This window comes from Streptomyces sp. NPDC091412, assembly GCF_044756885.1.
Taxonomy (GTDB): Bacteria; Actinomycetota; Actinomycetes; order Streptomycetales; family Streptomycetaceae; genus Streptomyces.
Genome location: NZ_JBIVTV010000003.1, coordinates 502280 through 515312, shown reverse-complemented (window position 1 = coordinate 515312; position 13033 = coordinate 502280). Strand labels below are relative to the sequence as shown.

The following is a 13033-nucleotide window of genomic DNA, read 5'->3' as shown; positions in this document are numbered from 1 at the left end:
GGACGGGCCCGCCGGCGCGCACACCGGGCCTCCGGGCACGGACACCGGCCGGGACTGACGGGTCCGTCAACCGCGCGGCGGCTCCGCGAACAGGTCGACCGCGGTACGCACCTGGGACAGTCCGTGCGCCAGGGCGCTGACCGAGCCGATGGATCCGGCGATCAGCAGCAGGGAGCGGCGCAGCCGCGGGATCTCGGGAGTGCCGTGGGCGGCCATCGCGGCGAGGGCGGCCAGTTCGTCCTCGGCGATGGCACGGTCGGAGAACTCCGCCGGATGCGCGGCGAGTTCACGGCGCAGCCGGGCCACGGCGGTCCGCAGTTCCGTCACCCTGGGATCCTCTTTGCCGCCGGTCGCCGGCCGCCGGTCCAAGCTCCGCAACACAGCCCCTCCCCCTCGCACGCCGTCGTGCGCCGTCCCCTCCGTGGTCCCGTCGGACATCCCTGTCGAGCGGGTCGGGCGCCGGGGGACGCCGATCAGTAAACGCCACCAGGACCGGGGTGCGCCACCGCGGGGACCGAAATTCAGCCCCCGCACACGGGCTCGACGGTGGACGGTCCGCGGTATGCAGGACCCATGACACGCGCAGAGGACGAGATCGCGGGACTGGTGCTGGCCGCCGGCGGCGGGCGGCGGCTCGGCGGGCGGCCCAAGGCGCTGCTCGTGCACCGGGGCCGGCCGCTGGTGGAGCACGCGGTCGGGACCCTGCGGGCGGCCGGATGCGAACGGGTCCACGTGGTCCTGGGCGCGCGGTCGGCCGAGGTGCGGCGGCGCGCGGCACTGGCCGGCTGCGTGCTCGTGGAGAACCCGCGCTGGGAGCAGGGCATGGGCTCCTCGCTGCGGGCCGGGCTGGACTCCCTCGCCGGTACGGGGGTCCGCGCGGCCCTGGTCCTGCTCGTGGACCAGCCCGGTGTGAGCGCCGAGGCAGTGGCCCGGGTGCGGGCCGCGTACCGGGACGAGGGCTCGCTGGTCTCGGCCGCGTACGACGGCGTGCGCGGCCATCCGGTGCTGCTCGGGGCGGCCCACTGGGGCGGCGTCGCGGAGAGCGCGACCGGCGACCGGGGGGCACGCGCCTACCTGAGGGCGCACGAGAGATCGATCACCCTCGTCGAGTGCGGGGACGTGGCACGGGCGTACGACATCGACACCGAGGCCGACCTGGGCCACCTTGAGTGAGCGGGATGGCACCGAGCGCCACCTTCACTCGACTCGAAGAATCTCGACGTCAACACACCATTGAACTTCCACCATGAGGAAACTACTATCCACACTTCAGAAGCACTCGACCGCTCCTCGGGTGCGAAATGCCGCATTCATAGCTATTGGCATCCGGTGCCACGGCGTGGTGGCACTGAACGTGGTTCGCTGAAGAAGCTCCCCCGAAGGAAGTGACAGCTCATGTCCGCACCAGCGCCGTCCCCGCTGGCCATCGTCGACGCCGAGCCCCTGCCCCGGCAGGACGAGGTCCTCTCCGACGCGGCGCTCGCCTTCGTGGCCGAGCTGCACCGGCGGTTCACGCCGCGCCGCGACGAACTTCTCGCCCGCCGGGCGCGGCGCCGCGCCGAGATCGCCCGCACCTCCACGCTCGACTTCCTCCCGGAGACGGCCGCGATCCGCGCGGACGACTCCTGGAAGGTGGCCCCGGCTCCCGCGGCCCTGAACGACCGCCGGGTCGAGATCACCGGTCCCACCGACCGCAAGATGACCATCAACGCGCTCAACTCGGGTGCGAAGGTCTGGCTCGCCGACTTCGAGGACGCCTCCGCCCCGACCTGGGAGAACGTGGTCCTCGGCCAGCTCAACCTGATCGACGCCTACACCCGGAACATCGACTTCACGGACCCCGGATCCGGCAAGTCCTACGCGCTGCGCCCGAACGAGGAGCTCGCCACGGTCGTCATGCGCCCGCGCGGCTGGCACCTGGACGAGCGCCACCTCGTCGACGCGGACGGCACTCAGGTGCCGGGCGCCTTCGTCGACTTCGGCCTGTACTTCTTCCACAACGCGCAGCGTCTGCTCGACCTCGGCAAGGGCCCGTACTTCTACCTCCCGAAGACGGAGTCGCACCTGGAGGCGCGGCTGTGGAACGACGTGTTCGTCTTCGCCCAGGACTACGTCGGCGTCCCGCAGGGCACCGTGCGCGCCACCGTCCTGATCGAGACGATCACGGCCGCGTACGAGATGGAGGAGATCCTCTACGAACTGCGCGACCACGCCGCCGGACTGAACGCGGGCCGCTGGGACTACCTGTTCTCCATCGTCAAGAACTTCCGTGACGGCGGGGCCAAGTTCGTCCTGCCGGACCGCAACGCGGTCACGATGACGGCTCCGTTCATGCGCGCCTACACCGAACTCCTCGTGCGCACCTGCCACAAGCGCGGCGCGCACGCGATCGGCGGCATGGCGGCCTTCATCCCCTCCCGCCGGGACGCCGAGGTCAACAAGGTGGCCTTCGAGAAGGTCCGCGCCGACAAGGACCGCGAGGCCGGCGACGGCTTCGACGGTTCCTGGGTGGCCCACCCCGACCTGGTGCCGATCTGCCTGGAGTCCTTCGACAAGGTCCTCGGCGACAAGCCGAACCAGAAGGACCGGCTGCGTGAGGACGTGCACGTCGAGGCGGCCGACCTGACCGCGGTCGACTCCCTCGACGCCAAGCCGACGTACGCGGGACTGGTCAACGCCGTCCAGGTCGGCATCCGTTACATCGAGGCCTGGCTGCGCGGGCTGGGCGCGGTCGCGATCTTCAACCTGATGGAGGACGCGGCCACCGCGGAGATCTCCCGCTCGCAGATCTGGCAGTGGATCAACGCGGGCGTGGAGTTCGAGAACGGCGAGAAGGTCACGCCGGAGCTGGCCCGCGAGGTCGCCGCCGAGGAACTGGAGAACATCCGCAAGGAGATCGGCGACGAGGCCTTCGCCGCCGGCCACTGGCAGCAGGCCCACGACCTGCTGCTCCAGGTCTCCCTCGACGAGGACTACGCCGACTTCCTGACCCTGCCGGCCTACCAGCAGCTCAAGGGCTGACAACTGCACCACGCGAAGTGGCCCCGGAACCCTCCGGGGCCACTTCGCGTCATGCCCCGGCTCATCCCAGGCCCACGGACCAGCCCCGCGCCGCGACCGGTCACCCCAAGCCCACAGACCAGCCCCGCGCCGCGACCGGTCACCCCAAGCCCACAGACCAGTCCCGCGCAGACCAGCCCCGCGCCGCGGCCGGTCATCCCAGGTGCACGGACCAGTCCTGCGCCGCGGCCGGTCTGCCGTGCAGGTCGGGGACGTGTTTGAGCCAGTCCGGCCGGCCCGCCCGGGTCCGCGCGGCCCGCCGGGACTCCTCCGCCGCCAGTTCCTCGCGGGTGGGGAAGTCGGTGGGCAGCCAGGCCGGGGAGGCCTCGACGCGGGCCGCGAGGTAGTCGACGTAGGCGTGCCGGGCCTCGTCCGGGCCGGCGAAACCGGGCTCGTCGGCGAGCCAGGCGTCCGGCACCTCGGCGAGGACGGACCGCAGCAGCTCGCCGGTCACCCTGGGGGCCAGTTCGGCGTCGGCGGCCCGCACGTCCGGCGCGTACCGGCCCAGCGCGTGGTGGCGGAAGTCGTAGGCCTTCCCCGGTTCCGAGGCGTCCCAGCGATGGTGGAAGACCAGGGCCGCGCCGTGGTCGATGAGCCACAGGCGCGGCGGCGCGGTGCCGAAGGTCGGCCACACCATCAGGTTCGAGCTGTGGACGGTGCGGTCCACGTTCACGGTCAGCGCGTCCAGCCAGACGATCCGGCCCGCCTCCACGGGGTCCACCGGGAAGTGCTCGGCGACCTCGGGGGTGAAGTCCGCGGCGCCCGGCAGGTAGTCCATGCCGAGGTTCACGCCCGGGCTCGCGTCGAGCAGGTCGCGCACCTCCTGGTGCGGTTCGTGCGCGGCGAGCGCGGGGTCGAAGTGCACGAGGACCAGCTCGGGGAACCGCAGTCCGAGGGCGCGCGCCAGCTCACCCACGATCACCTCGGCGACCAGCGCCTTGCGGCCCTGCGCGGAGCCGGTGAACTTCACCACGTACGTGCCGAGGTCGTCGGCCTCGACGACTCCGGGTACGGAGCCACCGGACCGCAGCGGCGCTATGTAGCGGGTGGCGTGGACCTCAGTGAGCATCCTCCCAGGCTATACGGGGAGAATCCGGGGAGTTCCGACCGGCGAGCCGATCCCTCCGCGCGCCCCCGGTCGCCCGCTGGCGCCGCGTGCCAGCGGGATGCCAGCGGCAGACGTGCCGAACGGTGAGCGGGGGCCGCTGGAATGGTCCCGTACCCCACACGGCGGAGGCTGCCGGCCACGGCGGTCCGCCCCGACTCATCGGGAGGCACCATGAACAAGGACCTGAGCACCCTCGCGGACGAGATCCTCGAGCTCGAGGCCGAGACCTTCGAGATCTCCGACTACTCGGACGCCAGCGAGGTCGTGCTGGCCGGTTGCACGAGCACCAGCTCCACCTCGACCTCCAGCTCCACCTGCAGCACCACCTCCTGCTCCGCCTGAGCCCAGGTCCGGTGCCGCAGCGCCCGGTTCGCGCCTTCCCTCGTCAAGAGGCGGTCGCGATCCGGGCGTTCGCCGTGCCCGCGGACCGGTCGCACCGGCGCCCGGCGGCGCGCGGGCCGGCCCCGGGCCGTCCGGAGCGGGAGTGAATGCCGTGACAAGTTTTGGAGAACGTCATCCGTCAAACGCGCCTGCCTTCTCGGGAGCGTCCGCCCGGCGCGGGACACCGACAGGTCCGTGACCAGTAACGACGCTGTTTTCAATGCAAGTTGACGCATAGTCAGTGGCTGAAATTTGCCCCTTGAGCTTTTCTTGACCACCTCTTGACCCACGGTCTACGCCAGTAGACACTCACCACTGCCACAAGGCCGAATCGTTTCGTGAAGACGACTTCACACGTGCTCCGTCCCGCCCGCACCAGAGGTGAGATCAGGGTCCTGTGTGAGCCACCGCTCCCGGCAGGAGCGGCCATGGCGGCAGGACACCACTTCCCTGAAGGCGCCGTGGTGAGCCGGGCCGGCAGGTGTTCGACGGTCAACGGGGGAACTCGGTGCGTTTTCAGTTGCTCGGTCCGCTCAGCATCACCGACGGGCGTGACGTGGTCGTTCTTCCGCCGTCCAAACCGACGTCGCTGCTGGCGGCGCTGCTGGTCCGCCCCGGCGAGGTGGTTCCGACGGATCGTCTCCGGCAGGCCGTCTGGGGGGAGGCGCAGCCGGCGACGGCGAAAGCGGCCCTGCAGAGTTGCGTCCTGCGGTTGCGCCGCCTCTTCGCGAAGTACGACATAGAGGAGCAGTCGGTGGTCGCGGTCGCCGGGGGCTACCGCCTCCCGGCCGACGGCGACACCCTGGACCTGCTGCACTTCCGCAGCCTGGTGTCCAGGGCGGCCGGGGCCGGAGAGTCCGAACTCCCCTTGCTGCGCACGGCACTCGGCCTGTGGCGGGGACCGCTTCTCGCCAATGTCCCCTCCGCACTCATACACCGCGACGAGGTGCCCCGGCTGGTCGAGGAGCGCCTGCGCGTCCTGGAACGTGTCTGCGAGATCCAACTGGCCCGGGGACGATGCCGCGAGGTCCTGGTGGACCTCTGGGAGGCCACCCGGACCCACCCCGAGCACGAGGGATTCGCCGCCCAGTTGATGCGGGCGCTCTACCGGGTGGGACGGCAGATCGAGGCGCTGGCCGAATACCGGAGGATCAGGACGCATCTCCGGGACGAACTCGGCGTCGACCCGGGCGCGGAACTGCAGAGCCTGGAACTGGCCATCCTGCGCGGCGCCGAACCCCGTGACCCGGCCTTCGAGGCCACGCCGCTCACACTGACGCCGCACGGGGCACCCGCGGCGGGCGACGCCACGGCCGACGACCCCGCGGTGCAGCACGGGCGCACCGCTGCGGCCGGACCCGTCCCGCCCGGCGGCCACCTGTCCCCGGGTCCGGCCGACCCGCCCGGGCCCCGGCTGCCCCACGTCCCCGGCTTCACCGGGCGCACCGGTGAGACCGCCCACCTGGTGAGCCACCTGAGCGGCGGCGGCCGAAGCGCCGGTCGGGCGGACGCCGCCCCGGTGATCGCGGTGATCTCCGGAGGCCCCGGCATGGGCAAGACCGCGCTGGCCCTGCACGCCGCGCAGTTGGTGGCGGACCGGTACCCCGCGGGCGGCGTACTGCTGCGGCTGACCGGACCCGACGGTAGGCCACGGCCCGCCGACGAGGCGGCCGCCGAACTGCGCTCCCTGCTCCCCGCCGGCGCTTCCCGCGGATCGTGCCTGGTGATACTCGACGATGTCGTGCACCCTGACCAGGCACGCGGGCTGCTCGACGTGAGCGGCTGCGGCGCCGTCGTCGTCACCAGCCGTCTGGGACTGGCCGCCCTGGTCGCCACGCACGGCCCGGCGGTACTGCAGCTCGGCGCCCTGTCGCCGCAGGAGTCCCACGCGCTCCTCACCGCCGTCCTGGGTCATGAACGGGTGACGGCCGAGGCCACGGCCGCACGAACCCTCACGGACACGTGCGGGCATGTCCCGCTGGCCCTGCGGATCGTCGCGGCCCGGCTGCTGACCCGGCCGAAGCTGCGCCTGGCGGACTACGCCGCCTGGGTGCGGCGGGACCTGCCCGCCCGGCTGGCCCTGCCCGACGACCCCCGGATGTCCGTTCCCCTGGCCCTCGACGGGGCCCTGGACCGGCTGCCCGCCCCGCTGGCCGACGCACACCTGCGCCTGGCACGACTGAACGGGCAGATCACCGGGCCGGCCGCGGCCGCCGCCCTCTCCGTCCCCGAGACACACGCCGAGGAACTGCTTGAGCGACTCCTCGACACCGGGCTCCTCGACGAGGAGCAGCCGGGGACGCTCCGGATGAACTCCCTGTTCCGCGCCCACGCGCTGCACAGGGCCGCCCGGACCGGCGACATCCCGCAGACCGTCGGCTCCCCGGCCCGGCGCGCGCTTCCGTCCGGAGCCACCTGACGGCCCCGGCGCCACCGCGCGGAACGCGGCCCGGCTCGGCCGGCCCACACCACGAACGCCTCGCCCTTTCCCATCCGTTCAGACCAGAGCGGCCGACAGGCCCCGACCCGGAGGTGCGATCCCCGCATGCCCACGACGCCGTACGAGGAGACCGCGCACACACGGCCCAGGGTGCGCCGCGACGTGCTGTTCACCGAGACACCGGGCGGCGTGATCTTCCACAACGCCGATGGTGGTTTCCAGCTCAGCTCCCCGTCCGCCTACCGGTTCGCCACCCTCCTCGTCCCGCACCTGGACGGGAGCCGGACCGTGGCGGAGATCTGCGCCGGCTTCAAGGACCCGCAGAAGGCGATGGTGGGCGGCCTGGTCAAGGCGCTCTACGCGCGCGGATTCGCCCGGCCCGTGCCGGACCCCACCGAGGAGAGACCGGGCGCGTCCGTGGAGCCGGCGGTCGCCGCCCGCTTCGGGCAGCAGATCGCCTACATCGACCACTACGCCGACGACGCCGGGAGCAGATTCGCCGCGTTCCGCGGCACCCGCGTCGCCGTGCTCGGCGACGGCCCGGTCGCCCGTTGGTGCGCGCTCTCCTTGATCCGCAACGGCTGCGCCTTCGTCGGTGTGGAGGCCGCACTGGCCGAAAATCCCGCCACCGCGGCCGAGTTCGGCTCGCTCCGGACCGAGGCGGCGGAGCTCACCGCTCAGGGCAGCCCGGCCGAGGTGGCGGTGCTGCCCGACGCCGGGTCCGGCGCGGCGGGCGGCTGGAACGCGTACGAGGGGTACGACGTGGTGGTCGCCGCCTGCGGCCGCGACGCGTTCCGGACCGCGATCGCCCTGCTCGGCGAGGGCGTTCCGGACGGCCGCCTCCTGCTCCCCGCCTGGACCTTCGGCGGCCGGGCGGTGGTCGGACCGGTCGGCGCCCCGGACTCCGCCGGGTGCCTGGCCTGCGCGGCGCTGCGGCTCGGCGCGACGGGGGACGCAGCGGTCGCGGCCGACCTCTGGAGCGGCCTGGCGCTGGGGGGCACTCCCGGACCCGGGCCGCGCGGTCCGCTCGCCGCGATGCTCGGCAACCTGCTCGGCTACGAAGTATTCCGGCTGGTCACCAAGGCACTGCCGGCCGAGACCCGGGGACAGGTGCTGCTCCAGGACATGGCTTCCTTCGACGTCCTGGCGGAACGGCTGCTGCCCCATCCGCGCTGCCCGTTCTGCCCGGGCCGGCCCGGCTCTCCCGAGCCCGTCGACCTGACCGCGGCCCCCGAGCGGCCCGCCTTCCAGCCGGTCGTCGCCGCCGCCCCGGACGACGGCGCGACCGAGGGGCCGCTCGCCGAGCTCGACCGCCGCTCGCTCGCGGTCCGACCGTCCGTCGGTGTCTTCACCCGGTACGCGGACGAACCGGTCACCCAGACCCCGCTGAAGGTCGGCGCCGTGGAGATCGGTCTGGGCGCGACCGGAACCCGGACCGTCGCCGCGTTCGACGTCCATCACACCGCGGGGGCCCGCCTGCGGGCCCTCAACGCGGCCGCCGAGGTCTACGCCGAGCACGTGGTGCCCACCTTCCCCGCCCCGACCGGTACTTCCGGCTCGGGCCACCCGGACGCGCTGCCGAAGGTGGACCCGGACGCGCTGACCACGGCCACCGGCGCCGGGGGCGATCCGGTCGCCTCCTGGGCCCTTGCCACGTCGCTGCTGACCAAGGAGCAGACACTGGTGCCGGCCGGCGCCGTGCGGCCCTTCGGGCCGGACAACCAGGACCGTCGGTTCGAGCCGTCCCGCGCCGGGGCCGGAGCGGGCGACGGCCTCCCGGAGGCCGCAGCGGCCGGCCTGCTGTCCGCGCTCGCCCACGACGCGCTCCAGCGGTCCGTGCGAGGGACCGGGCGCACCGCGATGATCTCCCCGGCCGAGTTCGCCGAGGACCCCGAGGCGACCTTCCTGCTGCGTTCCGCCGGGCATCTGGAACTGGACGTCGAAGTCCTCGACCTCGGGGAGGCGGACCGCACCGGGGTGTCCGTTGTGCTGGCCAGGACCCGTCCGACGGAGTCGGACGAGCCGTGCCGCTGGGCCACCGGCGCCGCTCTGGAGCGGGCCGCCGCGGCCACCGACGCCCTGCGTGACCTGCTCGGCACGGTCCAGCTCGCCGCGGAGGGGGTACTGGGCACGTCCGACACCGGTGACCCGCTGCTGGCCGACCTCGACGCGGCCCTGATACCGGTCACGGCACAGGACGACGCCACCGACCGATCCGCGGTGACCTGGACGGACGTCCTGGAGCGCCTGGCCGCCGCCGGACGTGACGCCCTCGTCGTGCCCACGCACGCGGCCGACCTGCCCGCCGCCGGCATCCACACCGTCCGGGTCCTGCTCACCAAGGCGGCCGGCGATGACCGTTGACCTCGCGGAGGCCACCGTCGACGGGATCGAGGAGCCGCGGAGCGGGGCGTGCCGTCTCTTCGCGGAGGAACTCCGCGAAGCCCTGAGGGAGTTGCTGTCCGAGCCGGGCCACCAGGAGCCCGGGATCGAGGTCTCCGCGCTCGGTGTGCGGGACGCCTTCGCCGCCCCCGCCCCCGTCGGCGCCTCACGCGCCGCGCTCCCCGTGCACCTGTACGGCCGGCAGGTGCTGGTCGGCCCCTGGCCCGCCGAGGGGCGGGCCGGCTGCGGCAACTGTCTGCGGCGCCGCTGGCAGGGGGTGCGCTCCGTCGGCCTGCGGGAGGGCATCGAGCTGCGCGGCGACACCCGGGAGGCGGGCCCCTGGCCCTACCGGGGGCCGTTCGCCGCGCAGGCCGTCGCCGCGCTGATCGCCCGGCTCGGCGCCGCCCCCAGGGACGACCGGCGGCCGTTCCCCGACGTATGGCTGGTGGACCTGGAGAAGCTGACGGTCCGTCACTATCCGCTGGTGCCCGAGCCGGACTGCCCCGGCTGCGGCACACCGGAGCCGGTGACCGCCGAGTCGGCCGCTCTCGTCCTGCGGCCCGCGCCCAAGTACCGGCCGGGCGTCAGCAGGGTCCGGCCGGTGGACGCGTACGGCCTCCAGGTGGACGCGTTCGCCAACCCGCACTGGGGCGCCGTCGGGCCGTCGGTGGTGTGCGACGTCACCTCGCCGACCACCTCGGCCACCGTGGGCTGCTTCTCCAGTCGCTCCGGCGACTATCTGCGGGAGACGTTCTGGGGCGGTCACGCCGACACGTACCACGCCAGCACCCGGATCGGTGTTCTGGAAGGCCTGGAGCGCTTCGCCGGGATGCGCGCCCGGGGCCGCGCCCTCACCCTGACCGCCTCCCTGGACGATCTCGGGCCGGCCGCCGTCGACCCGCGCGAGACCGGCCTGTACACGGACGACTTCCACCGGGCCAACCCCTGGGTGCCGCCGTTCACTTCGAACCGCCCGATCCTCTGGGTGTGGGGCTGGTCGCTGCGGGACGCGCGCCCCCGCCCCGTCCCGGAGATCCTCGCCTTCTACCACAAGCCCGGGATCGAGCACCGGTTCGTCCAGGAGAGCTCCAACGGCTGTGCCTCCGGGGGGAGTCTGGAGGAGGCCGTGCTCAGCGGCCTGATGGAGGTCCTGGAACGGGACGCCTTCCTGCTCGCCTGGCACGGGATGCAGCCGCTGCCCGAGATCGACCCGGCGACCAGCGCCGACCCGCGCACCCGGTTCATGGTGGACCGGATGGCCATGTACGGGTACCGGGCCAGGTTCTTCGACACCCGGATCACCTTCCCGGTCCCCGTGGTCACCGCGGTCGCCGAGCGGTTCGACGGCGGCCTCGCCCGGATGTGTTTCGGGGCCGGAGCCGCCCTCGACCCCGAGGCCGCTCTCGCCGCGGCCCTGTGCGAGATCGCCACCGACTCGGTGCAGCTCCTCCAGCGGTTCCGGCGCGACGAGGCCGGGTACCGTGCCATGTCCGAGGACTTCGAGAAGATCACCAGCCTGCACGACCATCCGCTGGTCTACGCGGTGCCGGAGATGGGCCGCCACGCCGACTTCCTGCTCCGCCCGGCCTCGCCCCCCGAACCACGGAGCGTGGCCGACCTGCGCTGGACCCGCGCCGACGGTTCCGGTCCGGACGTACGAGACGATCTGCTCGCCGCGGTGGACGCCGTGACGTCCGCCGGATTCGACGTGGTCGTCGTCGACCAGACCACGCCCGAGCAGCGCGCTCTCGGTCTGCACACCGTGAAGGTGCTGGTGCCCGGCCTCCTCCCGCTCGACTTCGGCTGGACGCGGCAGCGCGCCCGGCACATGCCCCGGATGCGCACCGCGCTGCGCGAGGCGGGCCTGCGGCCGGACGACCTCACCGCGGCCGATCTCCATCCCGGCCCGCACCCGTTCCCATGACCGGCCGTCCGTCCCCGGCGCGAGTGCGCCGAAGAACCGAGCAGAGCCCAGGAAACAGAGGAACCGAGGAAAGGGGGATCCCATGGGGTACGCCCATGAGTACGCGCACGCCATCCTGCACCGCGGCCGCGTCCCGATGGAACCCACCGACCATGTCGTGAACTGGGCCGACGGCCCGCGCAAGGGCAAGTACTACCCGAACGCCGAGGCGTTCGCCCTGCCCGGCACCGAGGACCTCGCGGACGCTCCGATCGCGCCGGGCCTGCTGCCCGGCGCCGCCGAGGACCAGGAAGCCGATGGCTCGGCGGGGTTCAGTCTCCCGCTGCTGTCGGCGATGCTCAAGGACTCCTACGGGCTGACCGGGCGCCGCCTCGGCATCCAGGCCAACACCGACCTGGCCGGGCTGCCGTTCTACACCCACGCGAACTGGTCGCGCGGCACCGCGGGCGGCGGCGGGCTCTACCCGGTGAGCATCCACTGGGCATCCGGCCCCTCCGGCCCCCTCACCCCGGGTCTCCACTACTACGACATCCACCGGCACGCCCTGCAGCGGCTGCTGGCCGGCGACGTCACGGACCGGGTCCGCGACGCGCTCGGCCCGGACACGCCCGAAGAGGCCCTCGACACCGACCAGTACCTGATCCTCGGCGTCAAGTACTGGCAGAACTCCTTCAAGTACAACAGCTTCTCGTTCCATGTGGTGTCCACCGACCTCGGCACTCTGGTGCAGACCTGGCGGATCTGGGCCGCCGCCCATGGCCTGCGGCTCGCCCCGGTGCTCTGGTTCGACGAACCCCGGCTGAACGAACTGCTCGGCACGGCGGGCGAGGAGGAGACCGTGTTCGCCGTCGTGCCGCTGCACTGGGACGGGCCGGCGCCCCGCCGGGACGCCGCCGCCGGCCGGGATGCCCCGCGCACGGACCCGCGCCACCGGCCCGCCGTCCGGCACCGGGACGTCGAACGCTCGCGCACCCTGCTGGACTTCGACACGCTGCGCGACATGCACACCGCGACTCTGGAGTGCGCCGCCGACCGGCCCGCCCCCGGCACGCTGGCCGCCGCCGCGGCCCTTCCCGACGACGCGGACGGCGTCCGCGTGGCCCTGCCCGAGCCGGCCTTCCCGGACACCGGCGTCCGCCGGGCCCTGCGCGAGCGCCGCTCCAGCTTCGGCAGGTTCGACGCCCGGCGCCGGGTCGGCGGCGGCCACCTCTCGGCGGTCCTGGCGGCCTGTGCCGAGACCCGGCTGGCCGGGGACACCGATCCGTCCGGCGCGGTCCGGCTCGCCAGGCTCTACGCCTTCGTCAACCACGTGGAGGGCGTGGAGCAGGGGGCGTACGCGTACGACCCCGACCGCGGCACCCTGCGTCAGGTCGTCCCCGGCCCGCAGGGATCGTTCCTCCAGGAGAACTACTTCCTGGCCAACTACAACCTGGAGCAGGCCGGCGCGGTCCTGGTGCCCACCGTGCGGACCACCGCCGTGCTGGACGCCCTCGGCGACCGCGGCTACCGGCTCGCCGTCGGCACCGCCGGAGCCGTCGCGCAGAGCTTCTACCTCGCGGCCTCCGTCCTGGGGCTCGGCGCCGGTGTGGCGCTGGGCTTCGACAACGTCTCGTTCGTCGAGCGGCTCGGGCTGGCGGAAGGCGACGAGGCCCCGCTGCTCGTCATGGCCCTCGGTCACGAACGGCCCGAGCCCGCCGACTTCCGCCACGAGATCGCCTGACCGCCGCAGAGGATTCCC

9 protein-coding genes are annotated in these 13033 nt (G+C 73.3%); 7 read left to right on the top strand and 2 right to left on the bottom strand.

What is annotated here, in order from left to right; translation table 11 throughout:
* Positions 1–66 precede the first annotated feature (66 nt).
* Positions 67–381, bottom strand: a complete 315-nt coding sequence (locus ACIQMV_RS10360) for a DUF5955 family protein (protein WP_141356931.1) — start codon at positions 379–381, stop codon at positions 67–69.
* Positions 382–573: 192 nt separating this feature from the next.
* Here ACIQMV_RS10360 and ACIQMV_RS10355 point away from each other — a divergent pair, with 192 nt between their 5' ends.
* Positions 574–1173 (top strand): NTP transferase domain-containing protein, encoded by a 600-nt coding sequence (locus ACIQMV_RS10355; RefSeq protein WP_402592314.1) that lies wholly within the window; start codon positions 574–576, stop codon positions 1171–1173.
* Positions 1174–1395: 222 nt separating this feature from the next.
* Positions 1396–3021, top strand: coding sequence for a malate synthase A (gene aceB, locus ACIQMV_RS10350; protein ID WP_402592313.1), 1626 nt, complete (start codon positions 1396–1398; stop codon positions 3019–3021).
* A gap of 193 nt (positions 3022–3214) precedes the next feature.
* Here the strand turns inward: aceB and ACIQMV_RS10345 are convergent, their stop codons facing one another.
* Positions 3215–4129: a HipA family kinase gene (locus tag ACIQMV_RS10345; protein ID WP_402592312.1), complete on the bottom strand. Its 915-nt coding sequence runs from the start codon at positions 4127–4129 to the stop codon at positions 3215–3217.
* A 210-nt stretch (positions 4130–4339) separates the two neighbouring features.
* Here ACIQMV_RS10345 and ACIQMV_RS10340 point away from each other — a divergent pair, with 210 nt between their 5' ends.
* The 5 genes from ACIQMV_RS10340 to ACIQMV_RS10320 all read left to right on the top strand — a co-directional run bounded on the left by ACIQMV_RS10340 (position 4340) and on the right by ACIQMV_RS10320 (position 13015).
* Positions 4340–4510 carry a thiazolylpeptide-type bacteriocin gene (locus ACIQMV_RS10340; RefSeq protein ID WP_031128743.1) on the top strand — a complete coding sequence of 57 codons (171 nt, stop codon included), beginning with the start codon at positions 4340–4342 and terminating at the stop codon, positions 4508–4510.
* A gap of 547 nt (positions 4511–5057) precedes the next feature.
* Positions 5058–6968, top strand: coding sequence for a BTAD domain-containing putative transcriptional regulator (locus tag ACIQMV_RS10335; protein WP_402592311.1), 1911 nt, complete (start codon positions 5058–5060; stop codon positions 6966–6968).
* Between the two features lie 126 nt (positions 6969–7094).
* A complete protein-coding gene (locus tag ACIQMV_RS10330; RefSeq protein ID WP_402592310.1) occupies positions 7095–9353 on the top strand; it encodes a TOMM precursor leader peptide-binding protein in 2259 nt (752 codons plus the stop codon).
* Positions 9343–11295 (top strand): TOMM precursor leader peptide-binding protein, encoded by a 1953-nt coding sequence (locus ACIQMV_RS10325; RefSeq protein WP_402592309.1) that lies wholly within the window; start codon positions 9343–9345, stop codon positions 11293–11295. The genes ACIQMV_RS10330 and ACIQMV_RS10325 overlap by 11 nt, the downstream gene beginning before the upstream one ends.
* A gap of 82 nt (positions 11296–11377) precedes the next feature.
* Positions 11378–13015, top strand: coding sequence for a nitroreductase family protein (locus tag ACIQMV_RS10320; protein ID WP_402592308.1), 1638 nt, complete (start codon positions 11378–11380; stop codon positions 13013–13015).
* The last annotated feature ends 18 nt before the right edge of the window (positions 13016–13033 follow it).